Here is a 24,190-nt window from a genome sequence, read left to right as displayed (position 1 = left end):
GCGGTCACTTCACCGTACGGCTGTGCTCGTCGCCCTCGCGGGACACTTCTCGATGCCGAGCACCCGCAGCAGCTCCCGGTCAGTGCCGGCCGACGAGGTCGCCCACCTCGGTCCGGGACGAGACACCCAGCTTCCGCAGGATGTTCGAGACGTGCACGGCGGCGGTCTTCGGTGAGATGTAGAGGCGCCGGGCCAGCTCCGTGTTGGTCAGCCCGTCGCTGATCAGCACGGCCACCTCCCGCTCGCGGGGGGTCAGGGCGGCCGGGCCGGTGACCGCGGGCGCCGCGTCGACCGGCGCCATGCCCAGCCGGGCGCGAACCTGGGCGAGCTGCGCCACCCGCCAGCCACGCCATTGCGCCAGCAGCGGTGCGGCCGCCTCCACCTGCGCGGTGGCCTCCTCGCGCCGGTCGTCGGCGAGCAGGCAGCGGGCGGCGTCGACGCGTACGGTGCCGCGGGTCGCCGGCCCCAGAATGTGGGCCTCGGCGATGGACAGGTAGCCGGCCAGTGCCTCGACGTGCTGGCCGCGCGCCTGGGCGAGCTGGGCGTCGACGAGTGTCCGGTACGCGTCCCACACGTTGGCGTCGAGTAGTGCGGTGGCCAGCTGGTCGAGCCGGTGCGCCGGCAGGCCGATGTCCAGCGCGGCGGAGATCAGGTCGTGGGCCTGTTCACCGCTGCGCCACGCCTGCCCGGTCAGGGCCGCGACGAGTTCCTCCAGGCTCGCTTCGGCGCGCGGGAGGTCACCGCGGCGGCAGGCGAGGTGGAACGCGAGGCCGGGAATCGTGGTCGCCGGGTTGTTGGGCAGCGCCGCCAGGTCGCTGACGAGCCGCTCGACCTGGTCCAGCTCGCCCGCCTCCAGGTAGAGCCCGGCGAGGAAGACCCCGTGGTAGTCGGCCCAGCGGCCCCGGCGCCGGTAGCCGCGGTCCTGTTCGCGCCCCTCCTCCAGCGCCGCGATCGCGGTGCGCAGGTCGCCGGCCCGCAACGCGAGCCGGGCCCGGCCCTGGAAGTACGTCGCCACCGCGAGTGACTCGAAACCGGCTCGCTCGGCGTCGACCCGCATCCGTTCCAGGGTCTCGGCGTGCTCGGCCGGCGAGGTGGGTGGCTCACCGTGGACCAGGGCGTTGAGGGCGCGGGCGGCCAGCACCCACTCGCCCGCCTCTTCGGCCTCGTCGACGAGGGTGGACAGGATCTTCCGGCCGTCGGCGGCGGTCTGCGGGCGCTCGGTGAGCGTCGAGCCCTTCTCGATCAGCGCGGCCAGGCGTACGTCCGGCAGGTCGAACTCGTCGGCCAGCGCCAGCGCGCGGTCGGACCAGAGCAGCGCGGCGTCGAGATCGTCGCGCAGGTACGCCGACTGCGCGATCGCGGTCATCGCCCGCGCCTGGTCGGCACCGGGTGGGAGCTGCGCGATCAGGGTCCCGATGTCGTGCGTGAGGGCGCGCATCTCGTCGGTCTCGCGGGACTCCCAGGCGATGCGGACCAGGAGGTACAGCGACTCGGCCCGGTCGGTCGTGGTGCCGGCGAGGTCACGCCAGCGCCGGCCGTACCGCAGGGCGTCGTCCAGCAGCCCGGCCAGCCATGCCGCTCGGGCGGCGGAGGCGAGCAGGTCGGTATCGTCGGGCACCTCGTCGAGGCCCATCTCCGCCAGTTGCAGGGCCTGGTAGGCGGAGCCGATGGAGAGATAGAGCGCGGTGCCTCGGCGGGCGGCGGCGATCATGTCGTCGTACCGGCCGGCGCCGCGGGCGTGGTGCGCCACCATGGCCGGGTCGGAGGCACCACCGTTCAGGAGTACGTCGAGCGCCGCCTCGTGCAGCCGCCGGCGCTGCCGGCCGAGCATCTGGTCGGCGATCGCCTCGCGTACCAGCGCGTGCCGGAACGCGAACTCGTCGTCGCCGGACTCGACCAGGACGCCCCGGGTGACCAGGTCGCGCAGCACGGCGATGAGTTCGTCCTCGCCCGCGTCGGTCACCTCGGCGAGCAGGTCGAACGGGATGCGGTGGCCGAGCACGGTGGCCGCCTCGACGATGCGGTGGCTGACCGGGTCGAGGTCGTCGACCTGGCGGCGGAGCACGTCGGCGAGGCTCCACGGAAGCGGTTGCTCGACCAGCGCCTCCACGTCGTAGCCGGGCAGCGCGCGCAGCAGCTCCTCCAGGAAGAACGGATTGCCGCCGGTGCGGTGGTGCAGCGCCGTCGCGGCGCGCAGCGGCGCCGGACCGCCGGTGGCCGCCGCGAGCATCGCCGCGGTCTGCGACGGGGTGAGGCGATCCAGGCGTACGTGGGTGACGGTGTGCCGGCGTTCCATCCGGGCCAGCAGGCCGGCCACCGGTTGACGGCGGGTCACCTCGTCCGGCCGGTACGTCCCGATGAGCAGCCGCGGACCGCGCTGGTCGGCGATCCGCTCGAACAGCGCCGCGCTCTCCGAGTCGGCCCAGTGCAGGTCCTCGAAGACGACGACCGCGGGGTAGTCGCCGATCAGGTCGGCCAGGATCGCGATTCCGGTGTGCAGGCGCTCGACCGGGCTGCGCCGAGGGTCCGCCAGGGCCGCGAGCTGCTCCTCGTCGACCTCCGGACGGCCGACGATGGCGTCCAGGAGCACCTCGTACGGCCGGGACAGCGAGCCGGGTTCCGCCTGGCCGACCAGCACCACGGTCTCCGCCGGCACGGTTGTCAACAACTCGTGCACCAGCCGGGTCTTTCCGATGCCCGGCTCGCCCGCGATGATCGCGACCGCCGGCTCACGCGCCGAAGCGAGCTGCGCCAACCGGCGCAGCTCGCTTTCCCGCCCGATCATCACCGGGCTGGCACCGCCGCGGATGGTTCGCACGACGTCAGGGTACCGGTGGGCCGTCCCCGGACGGCCGGTGCTTTGCGGGCCCGGCGGGCCCGACGGGCGCGGGTGAGTAGCCGCCCCCGGTCGGCCTCGGAGATCAACTCGCGCCGACGATCGTTCGCCAGAACCAGCAACGTGTCCGGGTGCATGAACATGGCTTGCCTCCTTGTCAACCGCTGATGGATCAATCCTCGGTTGACCAGGTCGCTGCCACATCGGAAGCGCCTACCTATCTTCGCTGGTCAGTCGGGTTTAGTGGAGTACGCGGGCCGCCTAGGCATACCTAGACCCCTCCTGGCCGGCGGCGGGAGAGGTTATGGTGATCAAGTGGCATGTCGCATAACCGAACTGGTCCTGGACGCACACGATCCCGAACTGCTGGCCCGGTCCTGGTGCGAGGTACTCGGCTATGTCGAGCTGGAACGCGTCGGAGCGGACATCGAGATCGGGCCGCCCGGCGTCGGTTTCGGTGGCCCGCAGCCCACGATCGTCCTCAACCAGACTGACGAGCCCAAGGCCGGCAGGTTGCGTCTGCACATCGACGTGAATGCCACCGACCGGGATCAGGACGATGAGCTGGAGCGGTTGCTCGCGGCCGGTGCCCGCCGAATCGACATCGGGCAGACCGGCGCCGAGCCATGGCACGTGCTCGCTGACCCGGAAGGTAACGAGTTCTGCCTACTGGGACGTCGAGTAACAGAGGTGTAGTCGATCAGGGCAGATGGAGCCATGACCGCTTCCCAGAGCATGCCGTACCTCGTCGCCACCGAGCGCCTGGGCTGGCCCCGCACTCGATGGTGGCATGCCCCAATGATGTTCTTCGGGGAGGTGCAGACACGGCTGCGCTACGAAGCCGAACCGGAGGAGCCGACAGCTACCTGTCACCTACAGGCGTGTGACGACGACGATGCTCTGTGCGGCTATCCATCGGAGCTTTTGATTCGTGTGCCCCGACAGCCACCCTGGGGCGAGCTCCCGCAATGGCTGCGGTGCGATGAGTGCGAGGCCAAGTTGTGCTGACGGCCGTGCACGCGTTACCGGCGGAGCAATCCCGCCCGCCGGGGGTTCTTCTCCGGTCGGCCGAGCCACTCGGGCAGCGGCAACTCCGTCAGCTCCGAGGGGTAACGAGACGGACAAACCGTCCGACATCGATCTCATGCATCCGCTCAGTCGAGGCAGAACTCGTTGCCCTCGATGTCCTGCATCACGAGGCACGACTCGTTGTAGCCGTCGGCGCGCAGTAGCCGCACGCGTGTCGCGCCGAGCGGGAGCAGCCGTGCGCATTCGGCCTCAAGTGCGGCCAGGCGCTCTTCACCCACGAGCCCGGTGTCGACCCGTACGTCAAGGTGCAGTCGATTCTTGGCGACCTTGCCTTCGGGAACGCGCTGGAAGAACAGTCGCGGCCCCACACCCGAGGGATCAATGCATGCGAACGCCGAACCCTGACGCTCTGGCGGCAGCGCGCGATCGAAATCGTTCCAGTTGGCAAACCCCTCCGGCGGCGGCGGTACGACGTACCCCAACACCTCGCACCAGAAACGAGCGACGCGCTCGGGTTCCGCGCAGTCGAAGGTGACCTGGAACTGCTTGACCGATGCCATCGGTCCACCATAGAGGCGGGTTCTTTCGTCGTCCCCACGGGCCCGCCGGTCCGGGCCGCGAACTGCTCGATCACGCCCTTAGACCCACCACATTCCTGACGATCGTTCTCGTAGCCAAGCGCCAAGACTGTCGTGCGCCTGGCCACGCTCGGTGCGGACGGCCCGACCGGGTCCTTGCAGGACGAGCTCGGGGAGTTGCGCTGGTAGGCGCGGCTCGGTGTTCCTGCTTCCGGCGCCTCGTTCGAACTCGCTGACTAGGGGTTGGGCGGGCCGAGGTAGGGGAAGCCCGGCAGCAGGTCGTCATGCGGCTGGAGGCCGGTCGGGGGGACCTTGCCGTGGGTCAGCCACGCGAAGCGGTAGCTGAAGACGTCATCGACGAGCGCCCGGCCATTGGGATAGGAGGCGGGCCCGGTGCGGTCGTAGCGGAGGACGTCGGGCAGACACTCCAGGGCCGTCTTCTTGGCCTCCTCCGGTGAGTACCCGCCCTGCTCCAGCAACTGGGACCACGGACCCAGGTAGTTGGCCACGTCGTCGGCGGGCTGCCGGGTGTTGTACAGGTTCTTCTCGCCGTCGGGATTGATGAACGGGTTGATGGTCGGGTTACCGCCGCGGTCCATCTGCTCCAGCGCGCCGTCGCGGCGCCGGCTGATCGAGGCCCACACCCCGATCGCCGGGCCGGGGCCGAGCAGGTCGTTGGGCACCTCCAGCGCTATGCAGTCGACGTTGTTGCCGGCGAAGTCGTCGTGCCCGGTCCATTTCATTCCGTGCAGGGCGCCCTCGACGTCGGCGAAGAACGGGTCGCTGCGCAGCCCGGTGAACAGCCGGATCGGCCCCGGTTCGTCGATCAGGACAGGTCGGGCCGTGCCGTCGAAGCTGACCGGGACGGACTCGGCGAGCACCCGGCCGACCGGCTCGGGCTGACGGGCATCGGGGCCGGTGGCGTACCAGACGGTGCCGGTCTGGCTGCCGTTGTCGTACTCGGAGAAGGTGAACGTGAACGCGATGTCGGCGTACGCGTCGCCGTCGGTGTCAACGTTGATCCGGTAGATCGCGCCGGGGTAGAACTCCGGACCGGTGGTGGGCGCCGGTATCGGGGGCGGAGCACTGGTCGGATTCGCATCGATGATCAGCACCGTTTTGCCGGGGTCCTCGGTGGAGGCGAAGACGTACAGGTCGGTGAGTTCGAGGCGACGGTCGTCGCCGGGAAACTTGAGGTTGTCGGCGCTGAAATGGTTGGACATGGTGCTCCTCGGGCGGTCAAGGGCGGGGCGCCAGCTGCGAAAGAAATTCAGCAGCGCCGCATTGTCGCTGGGCACGGCTGCTCGGCTCGGTCATGACGGGATGCTAGTGAGACCGGGGGCGGCCCGTAGGAGATTCGCGGACGCGTACCTGACCGGGTGAAGGATGACGGTCCTTCTCACAGGCCGGAAACAAGTATCGCGGAACCACGGCGGATCCGGCCGATGCTCCGGTCCGTCCTCGCCCTTCTGCTACGGTCGCGACCGGAGCACGAAAAGGCCGCGCCGGGGGCGGCAATCGTCCGGCGACCATTCCACGGAACTGCGAAGGAGTTCGGCGCGTGTTCGGCGGATTCGAAGAGTTCGACATCTCCACGTCGGCGGCGACGATACACGGACGTCGTGGCGGCAGCGGGCCACCCGTCCTTCTCCTGCACGGCATTCCCGAGACGCACCTGATGTGGCACCGGGTGGCGGCGCGACTCGCCGAGCGGTACACCGTGGTCGCCACCGACCTGCGAGGGTGGGGCGGCAGTGGCAAGCCGTCGAGCACCGCCGACCATGAGCCGTACAGCATGCGGGCGATCGCCCGCGACCAGATCGAGGTCATGCGGAACCTGGGCTACCCGCGGTTCGGCGTCGTCGGACACGATCGCGGCGCCCGCTGCGCCTACCGGCTCGCCCTCGACGAACCGGACGCCGTCAACCGGCTCGCCGTCATGGACGTCGTTCCGATCGGCGACGCGTACGGTCGCGCCGAGAGGAGGTTCAGCCTCGCGTACTGGGTCTGGTCATTCCTGGCGGCACCGGAACCGGTGCCCGAGCAATTCATCGGCGCGGCACCCGAGGTCCTCGTCAATTTCATGCTCGACACCTGGGCCGAGGTGAAGGACGCATTTCCCGCCGAAGTGCGCGCCGAATACGTCAGACAGTTCAGCGATCCCGACACCGTCCACGCGATCTGCGAGGAATTCCGCGCCGCCTCGACGGTGGACTACCAGCAGGACGTGGCAGACCGAGGCAACCGGAAGATCGCGTGTCCGGTGCTGTTTCTCTGGAGTGAACGGGGTTCGGTCGCCAAGCTCTACGACGATCCGCTGGAGATATGGCGGGGATGGGCCGACGACGTTCGCGGCGGGCCCGTACCGGTTGGGCACTTCATCCCGGAGGAAGCTCCCGAGGAAACCACCCGACAGCTACTGAATTTCCTGAAGTAGAGTCCGCGCACCCTGTTGCGCACAACGGCGTACGGATCAGGTGGCGGAGCACGGCCACCCGACCCGTCGCGCCGGTGTCAGCGGCGCCAGGCTGCTCCGTACCGGAGGGTCTTGCCGTCGACGTAGCCGGCGACCGCCCTGGTCAGGTAGTCCGCCTTGCGTCGGTCCTCCAGTTCGGTACCGAACTGGCCGCTGCCCATGTTGTGCCGGCCGGCGGTGCCGCCCTTGCCCGGTGCCCGTTCCTGGAAGATGGCCGAGATACGGAAGCCGCCGGCGTGCTGGCATGCGCTGAAGTAGGTCAGGTGCAGCCCGGCCTTCGTGTTGGTCGTGAAGGCGGCCTGGTAGTCGGCCGAGGTGGCGAACGACGGTGCGTCGAACGCGCCGACGTCCTCCCTGTGGTAGAACGCGGTGAACCGCGGGTCGTCGGCGGGCGAGACGATCGAGATGTTGACCGGCCGGAAGCCGCCCTTGGTGAGGGTCTCGAACTGCGCCTGGTGGTCGGCCTTGCTCGCGCCGTGGTACGCCGCCAGGGTCGGGCCGGCCTGCTTGCAGAAGATCGCCGCGTACCGCACCACGCCGTCCTGGACGTAGCTGGTGACGTTGGTGAGCCGGTGTCCTTCGCGGTCCATCCCGTCGAACTGGGTCTGGTACTCCGCGCCGGTCATGCCGACCCGGTGCTGCCAGGTCGTGCCGTCCTTCGGGTGGAAGATCACGTTGAAGAAGACCGAACGGTCGACCTCGTGCGCGTCGATCCAGACGGGACGGTAGCCGGACGCCTTGAGCCGGTCGAAGACGACCTGGTAGTCCCCGGCCGGTACGCCGTACAGCACGATCTCGCTCTTGCCCGGCGGATACCAGGCCGGCTTCGACGCGGCCGGCCAGATGAGCACGTTCGAGTTCGGGATCGCGCGGCCGTCGGTCGGCCCCCACATCGGTGACTCCGGGTTCCACGGGGTGTTGGCGAGCCGGTCGACCAGCCACGCGTCGCTGATCATCAGCGGTCGCAGCGGGTTGTCACCGGGCTTGTCCTGCCGTACCTCCAGGTGGATGTGCGGCTCGGAGGCGTTGCCGGAGTCGCCGAGCTTGCCGAGCACCTGACCGGCGGCGACCGTGTCGCCGGTGACGACGGTGACGGTGCCCTGACGCAGATGGGTGTAGTAGGTCAACGTACCGTCGTCGTGCCGCAGCCACACCTGGTTGCCGCCCACCTGCGCCGGGGTGGGATCGGGGAACGCGCCCGGAGCCTGGTTGTCGATCATCCCGTCCGAGGCGGTGAGGACCGTGCCGTCCGCGACCGCCCGGACCGGCAGGTCCCAGCAGCGGTAGTGCTCGTTCCTCGAACCGTCGGTGCCGGGCAGGAGCCGGTTCCACTGTGCGCCGTCCCAGCCGACCACGCCGACATCGTGGGCGTAGATCTGGTCCCCGCGTACGCCGCCGTTGGCCCAGTGGTCGCCAGCCGCCGACATCACCTCGCCGGGGCGCAGGTCCGAGACGTCGATCGGCAGGCGGTGCGCCACCTGGTACGGGGTCAGCGGCAGGGTCACCTCCACCGGTGCCACGAATCCGGTCACCCGTACCCGCACGGTCACGGTCGCCGGCGCGGGTACCGGCAGGTACACCTGGTTCTTGATCACCACGTTGCCGGGCAGGGTGACGGTGCCGTTGGACCAGACCTTGGACTGACCGGGCAGGAACACCCCGTTGTCCGAGTTGACGTTGAGCAGGATGTCGACCCCGAGCATCGGCGTGGTTCCGCCGCCCGGGAACACGAACTCGATGGTGTCGATGGTCATGTTCTTGGTGCCGGTGTTGGTCAGCAACAGCCGCAGCACCACCTTCGCGCCCTCCGGACCGCCCGCCACCTGCGGGGCGAGCAACGCGTACGCCGCGTCACCCGCCTCCAGCGGCTCGACCGCGATCTTCAGCGGCGCGATCGGGTTCGGCGGGGGACCGGCCAGTGCCGGTCGACCGGCCCCGAGCACGGTGGTGGCCGGAACGGCCGCGGTCAGCAGGAGAATCTTGCGACGGTGCACGGTGGCTTCCTTCGTCGTGGTGCGGGCGACCCGGTGGCCGCCGCCGACACCAGGTAAGCAGCGCAACCGGGTTCGGGCCTGAGCAACGGTTGCTCACCAGCGCCGCCCCGTTGCTCATTTCCGTACGGCTACGCGCAGCTCAGGACCCATGCGCCGGAACCCGTCAGCGGGATTGTCGGGTAGTTGATCGACGCGATGACCGGGCCGGACGTGAGCCGCTCCCAGGGGCGTACCGTACTCGCGCGGCCGTCCGTCGCACCCCGACCGACCGGCCGCCGACCGCGTGCGAAACTGCGCAGCGCGGTTGGCACGCGGCGGCTACCGGTGGGCATCGACGGGGGCGGGGGAGGCGGGGTGACGACGACTACCGGAGTGCACTGGCCGTTCGTGGGCCGGCGAAGCGAGCTGGAACGGTTTTCCGACGCCCTGCGCGACGGCCGGTTGGAGGCGTTGCTGGTCACCGGCGCGTCCGGCGTGGGCAAGAGCCGCCTCGCCCAGGAGTGCCTGGCCAGCGCCGAGGCACTGGGACACCCGGTGGCGCACGTCGCCGCCACCGCGAGCGCGGCCGAGGTACCGCTGTCGGCGCTGGCACCCCTCCTGCCGGCCCGGGTGGACCTGGCGGAGCCACACGCGCTCTTCGAATCCGTACGGCAGCGGCTGCGCGACCGGTCGTCGGATCACCGCTTCGTGCTCGCGGTGGACGACATCGACCTGCTCGACCTGGTCTCCCTGGCGCTGCTCTCGTTCCTGCTCGCCGACGGGTCGCTGTTCGTCATCGCCACCCAGCGGGCGGAGGCGCACATTCCCGACGCGCTGGAGTCCCGCTGGCGAACCGGCAGCGCGCTGCGGATGCGCCTGGACTCGTTGGATCGCCAGGGCGTCGAAACGCTGCTCCACTTCGCGCTCAACGCCCCGGTCAGCGCCGCCGCCGCCCAGGCGCTCTGGGACGCCAGTCAGGGCAACATCCTCTACCTCCGGGAACTGGTCTGGTGCGCGCAGGCGGACGGCACGCTCGACGGCGGCGACGGGGTGTGGCGGCTGCGCGGCCGGCTCACCGGAAGCGCCACCATCGTCGAACTTGTGGGCCAGCGGCTGCGCGGCCTGTCGAAGGCCCACCGGCGGGTACTGGAACTGCTCGCGCTCTGCGAGCCGCTGGGCGTCGACGACCTGCTCGAACACTGCGCCGTGGACACGTTGACGGAGTTGGAGGAGCAGGGGCTGATCGTGGTGCGGCCCGACGGCCGCCGGCAGCAGATCGCCCTGGCCCACCCCCTGCACGCCCGCGCGCTGCAACACGCCATGCCCCGGCTGCACGCCCGGTCGCTGTTGCTCGCCCAGGTCGAGCGGGTCGAGCGGCGCGGCGGACGCCGCAGTGGCGATCCGCTGCTGCTGGCGTCGTGGCGACTGGACGCCACCGGCACCGCCGACCCCGCACTGCTCGTCCGGGCCGCGCGGCTGGCCCGGTACGCCCATGACTCGCCCCGGATCGAGCGGCTCGCCGAGGCGGCGCTCCGGCATGGCCCGGACACCTCGGCCAGCCTGCTGCTCGGCGAATCCCTCACCGAGCAGGGCCGTCACCAGGACGCCGAGCGGGTGTTCGCGGCGGCCTGGCCGAGCGCCTCGGACCAGGCGATGGGGCCACTGGGGCTGGCCCGGGCCAGCAACCTCTACTTCGGCCTGGGGCAGATCGAACAGGCACAGGCGAGGCTGCACGAGACGGCGCGGCGGGGCGGTGCCGCCCTCGCCCCGGCCGTCGCAGCCGTCGACTCGATGCTGGTCAACGCGGTGGCCGGCGCCGAGCGGGCGATCGCGCGGCTGGGCGACACCGAGCCGCCGGAGTCCAACCCGTCCCACCTGAACCTGTGGCTGCGCAGCCGGGCGATCCTGCTGGCCGAGACGGGCCGGCTCGACGACGCGGCCGAGGCCGCGATCCGCGGCCACGCGCTGCCCCAGCACACCGACGACTGGATCACCATTCCCCATCCGGCCGGGCACCTGGTGATCCTGGCCGAGGCGCGGTTGCACAGCGGGCGGTTCGCCGAGGCGGAGCGGACCGCCCGGTCGGGGCTGGAGACGGCCCTGCGCGACGAGTTGAACTCGCTGGTCATGTGGTTCTCCTGGCAGCTGGGTCGGGTGGCGCTGGGCCGGGGCCGGGTGGCCACCGCCGAGCGACTGTTCCGGGAGGCCGGGACGCACGCCCGGGGATCGAGCCAGGCCGTCGCCGGGATGACGGCGCTTGCCGGACTGGTGCGTGCCCTGGCGTACCGCGCGATGCTGACCGAGCGGGACCCGCTGCTGGCACAGCTCGACCGGGCGGCCGGGGCCGCACCACGGGTCGCCGAGCTGCAACGGGCCAGGGCATGGGCGCTGGCCAGCCTGGGCCGGCAGGCGCAGGCCCGGGAGATCCTGCTGTCGACCGCCCGGCTCTGCCTGGAACAGGGGCGTCGGACCGACGCCACCGCCCTGCTGCACGACCTCGTACGGCTGGGCGACGCCACCACGGCCGGTCCGGAGCTGATCGCCGTCGCGGCCCTGGTGCAGGGCGAGTTCGCGGCCGTACGCGCCGCGCACGCGCGGGCGGCGCTGTCGGCCGACCCGGACGGGTTGGCCGAGGTCGGCGAGCTGTTCGCCGGACTCGGCGCGTACCTGCTCGCCGCCGAGGCGCTGCTGGCCGCGTCGGCGCTGTACCGTGCCGAAGGCGGTCAACGCGCCGCGACGGCGTGCCTGTCCCGGGCCACCGCACTGCGTGAACAGTGCGAGGGCGCGCGTACGCCGGGCCTGGTCGCCGACAGTGGGCCGATCCCGCTCAGTGACCGCGAGCGGGAGGTGGCGGCCCTGGTCGCGCGGGGCCTGCGCAGCCCGGAGATCGCCAAGCTGCTCTTCATCTCGGTCCGGACCGTCAACAACCACCTGCAAAACATCTACGGCAAACTCGGCGTGAACAGTCGCGGCGAACTGGCCGAGCGGATCGCGGCGCCGGGTGCGTCCGGTACGGAAGGGCAGGGACGCCGGTGACCCCCGAACAGGTGGCGATCGTGAGTACCAGCGCGGACGCGCTGCGTACCCGGATGGGCGCGGTGGTCGATGACTTCTACCGCCGGCTTTTTGCCGCCGACCCCGGGTTGCGTGGGATGTTCACCTCCGATCCGGTCCGCCAGCGGCAGAAGTTCGTGGACGAATTCGAGGCGATTGTCGACTCGATCGCGACGTTCGACGAGTTTCTCCAGCGGACCCGGCTGCTCGGTGCCCGCCACGCCGGCTACGGCGTGCGTACCGGGCACTACCAGCAGGTCCGTACCGCCTTGTTCGAGGCCTTCGGCGCGGCGCTCGGCGCGCGGTGGACGCCGGAGGTCGACGCGGCCTGGCGTACCGCCTACGACCTGGTGGCGGAGGCGATGATGCTGGGTGCGTCGCCGGCCCGTCCCGCGCTGCCCGTCGGCACCACAGCATCCAAGCCGCGTGCTGGCTCGTTGGGTCTGGAGATTGCCGACGGGTGAGGGGGCCTGGTGACGGATGACCGCGTCGTGGGCAGATGACCGGCGCCGGGGATATCGGGCTGCTCCGCAGCGAGGCGACCTCGCAACGGGCGACGTTCCTGGAGCTGTTCTTCGACCTGGTCTTTGTCTTCGCGCTGACCTGGGTGTCCCAGCGGCTGATCAACGACTTCGGCAGCGGTGGGCGACTCCTGCTGTCCGAGGCGGGGGAGACCCTGGTGCTGTTCCTGGGGCTGTGGCTGGTCTGGTCGTTCACCGCCCTGATCACCAGTCGGCTGGATCCGGACCAGCCCGCGATCCAACTCGTGGTCATCGTCAGCATGCTGGGCGCCCTGGTGATGGCGGTCGCCATTCCCGGGGGCTTCGAGCAGCGCGCGCTGGTGTTCGCCGGGGCGTACGTCGCGGTCCAGCTCGGCCGGTCGGTGTTCCTCGCGGTGGCCCACCGGCGGGAACGGATCCTGTCCCTCCGGGTGATCTTCTGGCTCGGGATGAGCGCCATCCTGTGGCTGCTCGGCGGGGTGACGTCGGAGCCTGCCGTACGCGGGGTGCTGTGGACCCTGGCGGTCGGGCTCGACTTCGCCGGTGCGGCGTCCGGCTGGCCGACGCCGAGACTCGGCCGGTCCCGGGTCTTCGAGTGGTCGATCGCCGGGGAGCACCTGGCCGAGCGGTACCAGCAGTTCCTGCTCGTCACCCTGGGCGAGTCGATCCTGGTGATCGGTCTGGCGTTCAGCGGCGAGAGCTTCGCCCTCGACCGGACGACCGCGTTCCTGGTCGCGTTCCTGACCACCGTGTTGCTGTGGCGGGTCTACTTCCACCGCGCCGGACAGTTCCTGCCGGCGGCTATCACGTCCGCGCGCCAGCCGGCCCGGCTCGGGATCGACATGGCGTACACGCACCTGTTGATGGTTGCCGGCATAGTGCTCACCTCGATCGGCTACGAACTGTTCGTCACCCGACCGCTCGGGCACTCCACACCGGTCTGGCTGTGCGCCATCCTCGGCGGGCCGGCGCTGTTCCTGGCCGGACGGGCGCTGTTCGAGTACCAGGTGGTCGGTTGGATCTCCTGGCCCCGGATCATCGGACTGATCCTGCTGGCGCTGATCGCGCCGGCGATGGTCCTCGGGCGCCTGCCACCGCTGGTGACGGGTGCCGCGGCGGCTGCCGCACTGGCCGGGATCGTGGTCGCCGACGCGATCCGATCGCGGGGATGGACGGTGGACCGGTCCATACCGCCGATCTGAGCCGGGCGCTCCCGCGCCGACACCGGTGGTGACCGGCGGCCCCTCGCGGACCGGGTGGTCGCGCGAGGGGCGGACCGGGGCCGCTACCGCTGCACCACCGGGAAGGTGAGGATGTCGCGCTGCTGCTCCTTGAGCACCTCGATCGGCACCCGGCGCAGTTCCTCGTCGCGGATCTGCCGTTCCGGGTCCTCCAACTGCTCGCGTTCGCTCAGCGCCCGGGACGCCTCCACGACCGCGCGGGTACGGTCACGGCGCTGGTCCTCGTACGCGCGCAGCGCGGCCGTCGGGTCGCTGATGCGGGCCAGGGTGGCGGCGAGGACGACGGCGTCCTCGATGGCCATCGCGGCTCCCTGACCGAGGCTGGTGAGCATGGGGTGGGCCGCGTCGCCGAGCAGGGTGACCCGGCCCTGGCCCCAGTTCTCCAGGAAGGCACGGTCCCGGGCCGGTACGGCGATGATGTCGGCCTCCGGCGTCACCCGGATCGACGCCTGCACCTCGTCGGCCCAGCCGGTGTAGAGGGCGGCGATGTCGTCCTTGGTGCCGGGCCAGTCGTTGGCCACCTCCACCGGCATGTTCTTCGTGGCCCACCAGTAGAACTCGCCGTGGCCGATGTCGAGCAGACCGAAGCGCTGGCCGCTGCCCCAGTAGTGGGCGGCGGCGCCGGTGGGCAGGTTCGGGTGCTGGAACGGGGCGATGGCCAGCCAGCAGACGTACCCCGGCTCCTGCATCGGTTCCGGGCCGGTGATCTGGGCGCGCAACGCGGAGTTGATGCCGTCCGCGCCGATGACGACGTCCCCGGTGGCCCGGGAGCCGTCGGCGAACAGGACGCTGGCACCGTCGGCGTGGTTCTCGAAGCCCACGGCCGCGCGACCCAGGTGGATCGGGACGTCGCCGACCGCGGTCAGCAGCCCCTGTTGCAGGGCGGTACGGCTGATCAGCACGGTGGGCGGCAGGCCCAGTTCCACGCTCACCTCGGGCAGCGGTAGCCAGGCGATGTGACCGCCCTTCTCGTCCTTGATGGCGAAGCTGTGCATCGCCTGGCCGCGCTGTTCCAGGCCGATGTCGATGCCGAGCGATTCCAGTGCGGTGACGGCGTTGCTCACCACGCCGAGACCGGAGCCGCCGGCGCGCAGCTCCGGGGCCCGCTCGTAGATCTCGGCGTCGATGCCGACCGCGCGCAGGGCGGCGCCGAGGGCGAGGCCGCCGATCCCGGCGCCGACCACGATGACCTTCCGACCGTTCGGTGTCCTGTTCGATGTCATGTGACGTCCATGCCTTCCCTGGTTGTGGGCGGGGTGTCGATCGTTCATCGGGTCGGGCCGGAATGGGCCGACGGGTGGAGGGTGTCCTGGTACGGGGGTTCTTCGGTGGGCCGCAGCAGCGCGGCGATGGTGTCGGCGAGCTGGGCCACGCCCGGCTCCTCCATCATCGAGAGGTGATCGCCGGGTACGCCGACCACCTCGATCCGGCCGTCGGTCATGCCGTGCCAGCCGTTGGTGGGATCCTGGTGGAGACTTCCGGCCGCGCCGTGCATGGCCTCCAGGACCTTCGGCAGTGGATCGTGGGCGCGGAGCAGGGTCAGGTCCTGGTCGACCGCGTGCGGCCGGTAGGCAAGGGTGGCGTCCCAGTTCGTCCGGTAGACCTCGAAGAGGCGGCGGATGACGGCGTGGGAGCTGTCGGCCGGGAGCACGCCCCGGTCGGCGGCGCAGCGAGCGATGTACGCGAACTTGTCGTCGAGCGAGGTGAGGCCGTCGGGGATGTCCTGAAGCGGTGAGGTGCCGCCGCGCTCGGTCCACAGGAGTTCCCAGAAGAACCAGCCGAGCAGTGCCTCGTCGGTGTACCGCTCGCGCAGCAGGGGGTTGAGGGCGACGGTGTCCAGGAGGATCAGCCGGTCCACCCGTTCGCCGGCCGCTCGTAGCTGACGAGCCATCTCGAAGGCGACGAACCCGCCGAAGGACCAGCCGCCGACGGTGTACGGGCCGTGCGGCTGGACCGTCCTGATGGCTTCGAGATAGTCGGCAGCCAGGGCCGCGACGGTGCGCAGGGGCTCCGTACCCGGGTCGGCCCCGGCGGCCTGGAGGGCGTACAACGGCTGGTCGGACGGCAGTCTCCGGGCCAGCGGGAGGTAGCAGAGGACATTGCCGCCCATCGGGTGGACCAGGAACAGGGGTGGGCGGGTGCCGGATGCCTTGACCGGCACCAGGGGATGGAACGGTGCGACCTCGGCCCGCCGCACCCCGAGGCGTACGGCCAGGGCGGCGACGGTGGGCGCGGCGACGAACTCCGACAGCGGGATCCTCGTGCCGAAGCGCTGCTCGATGGTGACGACCAGGCGCATGGCGGTCAGCGAGGTGCCGCCGAGGGCGAAGATGTCGTCGTGTATCCCGACCGCCGGCAGGCGTAGCAGATCGGCGAGGATGTCGGCGAGGATCCGCTCCGGTTCCGTACGCGGGGAGGTGTTGTCGCCTGCCGTCCCGGGCGCGGTGAGGGGCAGGGACCGCAGGGCCGCGTCGTCGCGCTTCCCGCTGGGAGTGGACGGCAGCGTGGCGAGCCATTCCACGTGGCCGGGCACCATGTACTCGGGCAGGGCCTCGCGCAGCCGGCTGACCACCGCGTCGCTGTCCACGGTGGACGGATCACCGGTGAGGAAGGCGGCCAGGAACGCGTCGCCTCCGGGTCGGACGCGGGCGACGACGGCCGCTTCCCGGATGCCCGGATACTCGGCGGCCAGCCCGCCGATGGCGAGTTCCACCTCGGCGGTCTCCACCCGGTAGCCGCGGACCTTGACCTGGGTGTCGGCACGCCCGGTGCAGACGATGGCGCCGTCCGGCAGGGTGAAGCCGAGGTCCCCGGTGCGGTAGAGCCGGCCGTACGGGTGCGGGCCGGTCAGGAACCGTTCCCCGGTGAGGTCGTCCCGGCCCAGGTAGCCCCGCGCCAGGCAGACCCCGCTGACGTACAACTCACCGGTGACGCCCGCCGGCACCGGGCGCAGCCGCGCGTCCAGCACGTGGACCCGTACGCCGTCGATGGCGGTGCCGATCGGCGGCAGTTCGGGGTGGTCGGCGGGCGGTCCGCTCAGCATCTGGTGGGTGACCACGTGCGTCTCGGTGGGACCGTACTGGTTCTCCAGCAGTACGCCCGGCAGCGCGGCACAGAGTCGACGGATCTCCTCGGTGATCCGGAGCTGTTCGCCGGAGGAGACGATGACCCGCAGGCCGCGGGGGACGATCCCCAACGCGTCCGAGGTGACCGCTACCTGCTGGAGGGCGATGTAGGGCAGGAACACCCGTTCGACCCGCTCCCGGTCGAGCAGGCGGAGCAGGGCCGGCATGTCCCGGCGGGTCTCCTCGTCCACCAGGCGCAGCGTGCCGCCGGCGCAGAGGGTGGAGAAGATCTCCTGGAAGGAGACGTCGAAGCTCAGCGGCGCGTACTGGAGGGTGACGCCGGACGCGGCGCTGGCGATGCGGTTCTGCCAGGACACCAGGTTGGCCAGCGAGCGGTGGGGCATGGCGACGCCCTTGGGCCGGCCGGTGGAGCCGGAGGTGAACAGCAGGTAGGCGATGCCCTCCGGGTCGGCGCTCGGCGCCGCCCGGTTGCCGGCGGGGCGGGCGGCGGTGAGCTGCTCGGGCCGTACCAGCCGCTCGGGGCGACCGAACAGGGTGTCGTGCCGCGCGGTGGTGACGATGTGCGCCGGCTCCGCCTGTTCGATCATGTCGGCCAGCCGGGCAGCCGGGTATCCGGTGTCCAGCGGCATGACGGTCGCGCCGGCCCGGACGATGCCGAGTATCACCGCGATCAGCTCCGGGGAACGGTCCAACGCGACACCGACGACGGCGCCGGGGGTGATTCCCCGGTCACGCAGACCGTCCGCGACCGCGGCGGAGGTCGCCGCCAGGTGGGCGTAGCTCCACCGCTGTGTCGCGGTGGCCACGGCCACGGTTTCCGGGGTTCGTGCCGCCTGCTCCGCGAACCGTTCCACGACGGTGGGCCCGGTGTGCTCGCCGACGGAGTAGGCGGTGGGTTCGGTCTGCTCGCCGGTGGTCTGGACGGGTGCCGGTTCGGTGAGGAAGTCCCAGCCGGGCGGCTCGTCCGGGTAGCGGAGCATCCGGTCGAGTACGCGGGCGTAGTAGTCGGCGAACTGCCGCAGCTGGGCGTCGGTGACCACCCGGCCGTCGCCGTCGAGACGCAGCCACAGGTGCTGGTCGATCGGGTCGGTGACGACGTTGACCAGCAGCGTGAAGTTGGTCTCCTCGGCGGTGCGCATCTCGGTCAGCTTCACGCCGGGCAACTGCCCGGCCTCGGTGAGCTGGGGCAGGTGGACGTAGTTGAACGCGGTCTCGGCGATCGTGCCGCCGAGATCCTCCTGGATCGCGCTCAGCGGGTAGCGGCGGTGCGGGTAGGCGTCCTGCTCACGTCCGAACGCCTCCCGGGCCACGCCGATCCAGGTGTTCGACGCCGTGTTGACCCGCAGCGGCAGCGTGTTGAGGAAGAGGCCGATGATCCGTTCCGCGCCCGCCAGTTCCGGCCGGCCGTGGGTGATCAGGCCGGTGATGACGTCGGTGCCGCCGGAGAACAGGCGCAGCATCAGGCAGTGCGCGGCGAACAGCACCGACTTGACCGGGAGCAGGTGGTCCTGGGCGAACGCCCGGAGGCGTTCGGTGAGCCCCGGTGGCAGGTCCGCCCGGTGGGTCACCGCCGCCCCGGTCGTCGCGGTCCTCGGCTCGTGCGGCCGGAATCCGGGCAGGGTGAGCGATTGCGCGGCGGCCAGTTGACGACTCCAGTACCGCCTGCTCGCGGCCGAGTCCAGGGCGAGGCGTTCGGCGTGGACGTACGCGGCGGGCGAGGGCAGTGGGGTGTCGGGCACCGGGTGCGGGTGTCGGCCGAGTGCGTGGGCGTAGTCGTGCAGCAGTTCGGCGACGACGAGGGCGACGCTGGCCCCGTCCAGCAGGGCGTGGTGGAAGCTGAGCACGAGGTCGATCTCCGACTCGCGTACGTGGACCCGGAACAGGTAGGGCGGTACCCGGTCGAACGCGTAGTCGTGGAAACGCCGTTCCTCGACGTGTCGCCGTACCTCGGCATCGCCCTCGTTCCGGGGGCGACCGCGCAGGTCGAGCACGTCGAGGCGATCGGGCACCGTCGGGTGGACGACCTGGAGCGGCTCCGAGAGCCCGGCGAGGTGGAAGGTGGTGCGCAGCGCCGGATGACGGGCGGTCAGCCGGGCGAAGGCGTCCCGGAACGGCGCCTCCTCCCAGTCGAGGGACAGGGTGTAGTGGAAGACGTCCTTGTAGACGGCGGACGTCTCGTGCCGGCGGCTGTGGTAGATCAGGCCGAGTTGCATCCGGGTCAGCGGATAGGCGTCGCGGGCGTCCGCGAGGCGGGCCCGGTCGACGCCGGCGACGAGGGCGAACGGGTGCGGTGCCTCGTCGCCGGGACCGCCGTCGCCGCCTGCGTGCGCGGCCAGGCCGGCGAGGGTGGGGTGCCGCATCAGGTCGGCGAGGGAGAAGCCGACGCCGCGACGCTCGGCGAGGGCACGAACCCGCAGCATCAGCAGCGAGTCTCCGCCGAGGGCGAAGAAGTCGTCGTCGGCGGCGATCGGGCCGCGGCCCAGCACCCCCGACCAGATGTCGGCCAGCAGCGCCTCGGTCGGGGTGAGCGGCCGGGACGCGCGGGCCGGGGCATCGGTTTCCGGAGCGGGCAGGGCGCGCCGGTCGGCCTTCCCGTTCGGGGTCAGCGGGATGCGGTCGATCGGCACGAGGTGGGTGGGGACCATGAAGTCGGGCAGGGTCCGGGCGAGGTGGCGGCGTACGTCGGCGGCGGTGGCGTCGGTCGCGGGGACGTAGTAGCCGACCAGGTGGGTGCCGCGCGCACCGGAGGCCCGGTCGACCACCAGGGCGTCCCGGACCCCGGGTACGGCCAGCAGGGCGCCGGTGACCTCGCCGAGTTCCACCCGGTTGCCCCGTATCTTCACCTGGTCGTCGAGCCTGCCCAGGTACTCCAGGCTGCCGTCGGTGAGCCAGCGCACGAGGTCGCCGGTGCGGTAGAGCCGGCCGTTCCCGGTGAACCGGTCGGGAACGAACCGCTCGGCGGTCAGCTCGGGCCGGTCCAGGTAGCCGAGGGCGACCTGGACGCCGCCGACGTACAACTCGCCGGGCAGGCCGTCCGGTTGCAGGGCGCCGTCCGGCCCGATGACGTACAGGTCGGTGTTGTCGACGGGGCGGCCGATCGGCACCCGGCCGACGGGAACGGACGGGTCGGCCGGGCAGTCGTGGAAGGTGACGTCGACCGTGGTCTCGGTCGGGCCGTACAGGTTGACCAGCGTGGGCACGGTACGCCCGTCCGTGTGCAGGAGCCGGTTGAACTGGTCGACGCGGGCCGCGGGCAGCGCCTCGCCGCTACAGAAGACCAGCCGTAGCGTGCCGCCGTCGGGGGCGGTGCCGGTGGCCGGGACGGTGTCGAGGAACGGGCCCAGCATCGAGGGGACGAAGTGCGCCACCGTGACCCGGTGGTCGCGTACGGCCTGCCGGATCACCCGTGGGTCCTTCTCGCCGCCGGGCGGGAGCAGCGCCAGGCTCGCTCCCTCGACGGCCCACCAGAACAGCTCCCACACCGAGACGTCGAAGGAGACCGGCGTCTTCTGGAGCAGCGTGTCGTCCCGGCCCAGCGGGTAGCGGCGCTGCATCCAGGCCAGGCGGTTGACCACCGAGCGGTGGCTCACCCGGACGCCCTTGGGTCGGCCGGTCGAGCCGGAGGTGTAGATCACGTACGCCACGTCGGTCGCGGTGGCCGTCGTGGCCAGCGCGCGGGAGTCGCCGTGCAACAGGTCGGTGACCCGGTGCACCGGCGGACCGGCGATGTCGGGCTGACCCCGGCCCGAGACCAGGACCGCGGCCGGGCGACTGTCGTCCAGCAGGAACCGGATCCGTTCGGCGGGATAGCCGGGGTCGACGGGTACGTACGCGGCGCCCGCCTTGAGGATGCCGAGCAGGGCGGCCAGCAGGTCGGGGCCACGTTCCACGAGTACGGCGACCCGGTCCCCCACACCCACCCCGTCGGCCCGCAGCCCCCGGGCGACCTGGTTGGCACGGGCATCGAGCTGGCCGTACGTCAGCGCCTGTCCCGGTTCGGGTCCCACCAGGGCGATCCGATCGGGGTGGCGGGCGACCCGGGCCTCGAACAACTCCGGCACGGTGACCCGGTCCGGGTGCCGGACACGCTCTCCACGACCCCGCGCGATCAGCTGGTCGCGCTCGGCGGGGGAGAGCATTGGTACGGCCGGGGCGGGTTGGTCGGCCAGTGCGACGCCGTTGCGGAGCAGGCTGCTCAGGTGCCTGCCGACCGACTCGATGGGTTGGTCCTCGTCGAACACGTCGGGGGCGTACTCCAGGTCGAACCGGATCTCGTCGGTGTCGTCGAAGGCGAGCACCACGATGGAGAGGGCATCCTGTTCGTGGCAGGGTGACCTCATCGACGTCCGGCGGGACAGTTCCGGTGTGTCCTTTGGCCGAGTGACCCGCAGGTACGACAGCTGCACGTCGAACAGCTGCCGTGACCGGCCGGTCAGCGTCGGCAGGGCACGCAGCACGTCGCCGAGCGGGGCCCGTTCGTGTTCGCGCAGCACCGTGATGGCTGCCCGCAGCCGGGCCGCCAGGTCGAGTACGGTCGGCTCGCTTCCCGGAGCCACCCGCAGCGGGAGGGTGTTGGCGAACTGTCCGGCGGTGCGGAGGTACTCCTGCGGACGGTTGAGCAGCGGGATCCCGAGAACCACCTCGTCACTGCGGTGCACCCGGCACAGGTACGTGCCGACCATGGCGGCGATGTAGGGGAACACCGGCAGCCCGGCGGCGCGTACCCGGCGGACCCAGGAGCCCTCGATGCTGAAGGAGTACCGGGCCCCCCGTCGTGGTTCGGGTGCGGCCCGCCGGGGGAAGAGCACCGGCGTGGCGTCGGCCAGGGCCGCGAGGTGGGCGTCGCGGTCGTCGTCGGCGGCGGCGGATGCCCGGTACGCGGCCTCCTCCGCGACGAAGGACCGGTACGACGGAGGGTTGTTCTCGGCCGACGGTCGGCCCTGGGTCGCGGCCGCGTAGTCGCGGAAGATCTGGTGGCCCAGCTCGTTGTGCGACCAGCCGTCGGTGATCAGGTGGTGCAGCACCATGTACAGGTGGACCACCCGTGGGTTCTCCACCAGCACCAGGATTCGACCGACCGGGCCGCCGCGCAGCGGGAAGGGGCGCAACTGCTCCTCGGTCAACCGGTCCCGGCAGGCCGCCTCGGGATCGCGCGTACCGGAAAGGTCGACCAGCTCGACCGCGGGACCCCGGTCCGCGACCCACTGGAAGGGTGTGCCGTCCTCGTCGCCGAACCGGATCCGCAGCGCCTCGTTGCGCCGCACCGCCGCTTCCGTGCAGGCGACCAGCGTCGCCGGGTCGACGTCTCCTTCGAGCCGCTCGTGGAGCGAGGTGTTGTACTGCGGGGATTCCTCGGCGCGGGCCGCGGCGACCCAGATGTCGAGTTGGTACGCGGTCAGCGGAAAACGTTCCGGAAGCGCTGCGGGCACGGTGGGAAGCACGTTCCAGCCTCCATACGGGACGGGTCGGATGACGGACTGGCGGGCATCGCGGGGCCGGACGAGGGCAGGGCGTAAGCGCCCACGCCGGGGCTGGGTCGATTGCGCGCTGCCCGCCGGGCGAGCCTGCGGAAACAGACGCTGGTATCAGCGGACGGCGACAGCGCCGGCCGTCATGGCGCCCCGATCTGCACGGTCGATGTTCCTTCCGTAAACGGTCTTGGTGGTCCGCGACGTGGTCCGCGACGTGGTCCGCGACGTCGCCGGGGGCGGATCCGGTGGCGCGCGGCTTCATCCGGGGCGCGGTGGTCGGCGCCCCGGATGGCGTTGATATGGGGTGAACGGGCCGGGATGAGGGGTGCGGCGCTACGTCGTGGTCGGGGGTGGAGGTCTACGGGCGCGAGGCCACCTCGCGGACCCGGTCCGTGAACACCGGGTCCTGGAGCGCCTCGGGCCGGTCCTGTAGGTTGACGAGCCGAACCAGCGAACGTGCCACGTCCAGGTCGCGGGAGGCCGCGAGGTAGGTCTGAGCGAGGAAGGCGTTGGCCTCCTCGATGCCGGGAGGACGTTCGCCCTGCACCTCGGGGTACTTCAGGTCCTCGTTGACGGCCATCGCCCAGACCACGTCCAGCAGCGGGGTGACCCGGGCGAAGAAGCTCGCGGCCAGGGCGCCGTGCCCCGCTGTGTCCGGCCGGTGCAGACCGTCGCGCAGGCAGTCGCCGAGCAGCCGCGCCTCGGTCGCGGCGACCGACATGCCCTGCGCGTACACCGGGTTGAAGCTGCACAACGCGTCGCCGAGGACCAGGTAGCGGTCCGGGAAGCGGTCCAGCCGCTGGTAGTGGCGGCGTCGGCTGGCCGGGTAACGGATGATGGCGCCGTCACCGACCGGCTCGGAATCGCGTACCACGTCGTGGATGTCCTTGCTGTCCAGGGAGCCGGCGAACTCGGTGAAACCGGCGAGGTCGACCGGCGCCTGCTCGCCGACGTAGCCGAAGAGGGTGACGATCCAGGTGTCGTCCTCCTGGGCGTTCATCGTGCCGCCACGGCGGTTGTCGCCGGTGGTGATGATGATGGCCCGGTCGTGTCCCAGCTGGTCGGGCCGGCGCCGGAAGTGCCGTGTGGTGTACACGAGGTCGATCTCCACCTGCTCCTCGGTGGGCGCCTCGAAGCCGGCCTCGCGCAGCCATGCCACGCCTCGGGCGCCGCGTCCGGTGGCGTCGACCACCAGGTCCGCCCGTAGCGTCTCCTCCCCGCGGTCGGGTGCGGGCAGCAGGCGCACCCCGGCCACGCCCTGCCCGGTGTCGTCCACGACCAGGCCGGCGACCTCGCGTCCGTCCAGGATGGAGACGTTGTCGAGGGCGCGCGTCCGGTCGCGCAGATGTCCCTCCAGGAGGGGGCGGCTGGCCAGCAGTGCTCGGGTTCCCGCCATCGCCTGCCGCATGCGATGGCCGCCGAGGTACCAGCGGCACTCGCCGTGCAGGTCGGGCAGGCTGGCGCCCTCGGCGGCCAACGCCTCGGTCAGGCCGGGCAGCAGTTCCTCCATGCTCTCCCGGCCGGAGGCCATCAGGCAGTGGGTGTGACGGCTCTGCGGGACGCCGCGTCGGTGTACGCCCTCCACTGGCAGCCGGTCCCGTTCGATCACACTCACCCGGGAGTAGTGGTCGGACAGGACGCGGGCGGCCAGCAGGCCGGCGAGACTGCCGCCGACAACGATGGCATGGCCGGTGGACGGGGCGTTTTTCGTCGTTGCCATGAAATCTCCTGCACATGATTGTCCGGAAGCCGTCTCCGGTGACGGAGTATTGGCCTCTCAATACAATTCAGCGTTGGTGGGATCGTCAGTGCCGCGTGTCCCTACGCGCTCCGCGATATGCCCTTTGTTATTCCAAAGGCGTGCCCGTTCCATCATCAATTACATTTACGCCTATGCATGGACCCTAGAGGGGCCTTGATTTTGAGTCAAGCGACGATCACGGTCT

General features: G+C 71.2%; 12 protein-coding genes. 5 read left to right on the top strand and 7 right to left on the bottom strand.

The features are described 5' to 3' along the window. Nucleotides 1-79: 79 nt before the first annotated feature. Nucleotides 80-2,818: an ATP-binding protein gene (locus OG792_RS19435; protein ID WP_329100863.1), complete on the bottom strand. Its 2,739-nt coding sequence runs from the start codon at nt 2,816-2,818 to the stop codon at nt 80-82. Nucleotides 2,819-3,151: 333 nt separating this feature from the next. Between OG792_RS19435 and OG792_RS19430 the strand changes: the two genes are divergently transcribed. Next, complete coding sequence (locus OG792_RS19430; protein WP_329100861.1) at nt 3,152-3,532, top strand: VOC family protein; 381 nt, start codon at nt 3,152-3,154, stop codon at nt 3,530-3,532. A gap of 458 nt (nt 3,533-3,990) precedes the next feature. Here OG792_RS19430 and OG792_RS19425 read toward each other — a convergent pair whose 3' ends face one another. Beyond that, nucleotides 3,991-4,425 (bottom strand): VOC family protein, encoded by a 435-nt coding sequence (locus OG792_RS19425; RefSeq protein ID WP_329100859.1) that lies wholly within the window; start codon nt 4,423-4,425, stop codon nt 3,991-3,993. 254 nt (nt 4,426-4,679) lie between these two features. Next, nucleotides 4,680-5,666 carry a DUF4331 family protein gene (locus tag OG792_RS19420; protein ID WP_329100857.1) on the bottom strand — a complete coding sequence of 329 codons (987 nt, stop codon included), beginning with the start codon at nt 5,664-5,666 and terminating at the stop codon, nt 4,680-4,682. Nucleotides 5,667-6,004: 338 nt separating this feature from the next. Between OG792_RS19420 and OG792_RS19415 the strand changes: the two genes are divergently transcribed. After that, nucleotides 6,005-6,880 carry an alpha/beta fold hydrolase gene (locus tag OG792_RS19415; RefSeq protein ID WP_329100854.1) on the top strand — a complete coding sequence of 292 codons (876 nt, stop codon included), beginning with the start codon at nt 6,005-6,007 and terminating at the stop codon, nt 6,878-6,880. Nucleotides 6,881-6,957: 77 nt separating this feature from the next. Here the strand turns inward: OG792_RS19415 and OG792_RS19410 are convergent, their stop codons facing one another. Continuing rightward, nucleotides 6,958-8,913, bottom strand: a complete 1,956-nt coding sequence (locus OG792_RS19410) for a peptidoglycan DD-metalloendopeptidase family protein (RefSeq protein WP_329100852.1) — start codon at nt 8,911-8,913, stop codon at nt 6,958-6,960. Nucleotides 8,914-9,267: 354 nt separating this feature from the next. On the opposite strand from OG792_RS19410, the gene OG792_RS19405 reads away from it, so the two are divergent. The 3 genes from OG792_RS19405 to OG792_RS19395 are packed head-to-tail and all read left to right on the top strand — an operon-like array spanning nt 9,268 to nt 13,648. Further along, nucleotides 9,268-11,928, top strand: a complete 2,661-nt coding sequence (locus OG792_RS19405) for a helix-turn-helix transcriptional regulator (protein WP_329100850.1) — start codon at nt 9,268-9,270, stop codon at nt 11,926-11,928. Nucleotides 11,929-11,948: 20 nt separating this feature from the next. Next, complete coding sequence (locus OG792_RS19400; RefSeq protein WP_329100848.1) at nt 11,949-12,410, top strand: globin domain-containing protein; 462 nt, start codon at nt 11,949-11,951, stop codon at nt 12,408-12,410. Between the two features lie 35 nt (nt 12,411-12,445). Then, nucleotides 12,446-13,648 (top strand): low temperature requirement protein A, encoded by a 1,203-nt coding sequence (locus tag OG792_RS19395; RefSeq protein WP_329100845.1) that lies wholly within the window; start codon nt 12,446-12,448, stop codon nt 13,646-13,648. Nucleotides 13,649-13,731: 83 nt separating this feature from the next. Here the strand turns inward: OG792_RS19395 and OG792_RS19390 are convergent, their stop codons facing one another. From OG792_RS19390 to OG792_RS19380, 3 genes are all read right to left on the bottom strand, one after another. Beyond that, entirely contained in the window at nt 13,732-14,910 is a 1,179-nt protein-coding gene (locus OG792_RS19390; RefSeq protein ID WP_329100843.1) for an FAD-dependent monooxygenase, read from the bottom strand. Between the two features lie 44 nt (nt 14,911-14,954). Next, entirely contained in the window at nt 14,955-22,202 is a 7,248-nt protein-coding gene (locus tag OG792_RS19385) for a non-ribosomal peptide synthetase (RefSeq protein ID WP_329100841.1), read from the bottom strand. Nucleotides 22,203-22,602: 400 nt separating this feature from the next. Further along, complete coding sequence (locus OG792_RS19380) at nt 22,603-23,964, bottom strand: NAD(P)/FAD-dependent oxidoreductase (RefSeq protein ID WP_329100839.1); 1,362 nt, start codon at nt 23,962-23,964, stop codon at nt 22,603-22,605. Nucleotides 23,965-24,190 lie beyond the last annotated feature (226 nt).

This window comes from Micromonospora sp. NBC_01699 (genome assembly GCF_036250065.1).
Classification (GTDB): Bacteria; Actinomycetota; Actinomycetes; order Mycobacteriales; family Micromonosporaceae; genus Micromonospora_G.
Note: the sequence above shows the minus strand (reverse complement) of the source record. Positions and strands in the feature narration are given on the sequence as shown.

Bases quoted from the DNA above. Each gene is read 5' to 3' on its own strand.
- OG792_RS19380 (WP_329100839.1), bottom strand. From the start codon at position 23,964: ATGGCAACGACGAAAAACGCCCCGTCCACCGGCCATGCCATCGTTGTC.
- OG792_RS19390 (WP_329100843.1), bottom strand. From the start codon at position 14,910: ATGACATCGAACAGGACACCGAACGGTCGGAAGGTCATCGTGGTCGGC.
- OG792_RS19395 (WP_329100845.1), top strand. From the start codon at position 12,446: ATGACCGGCGCCGGGGATATCGGGCTGCTCCGCAGCGAGGCGACCTCG.
- OG792_RS19425 (WP_329100859.1), bottom strand. From the start codon at position 4,425: ATGGCATCGGTCAAGCAGTTCCAGGTCACCTTCGACTGCGCGGAACCC.
- OG792_RS19420 (WP_329100857.1), bottom strand. From the start codon at position 5,666: ATGTCCAACCATTTCAGCGCCGACAACCTCAAGTTTCCCGGCGACGAC.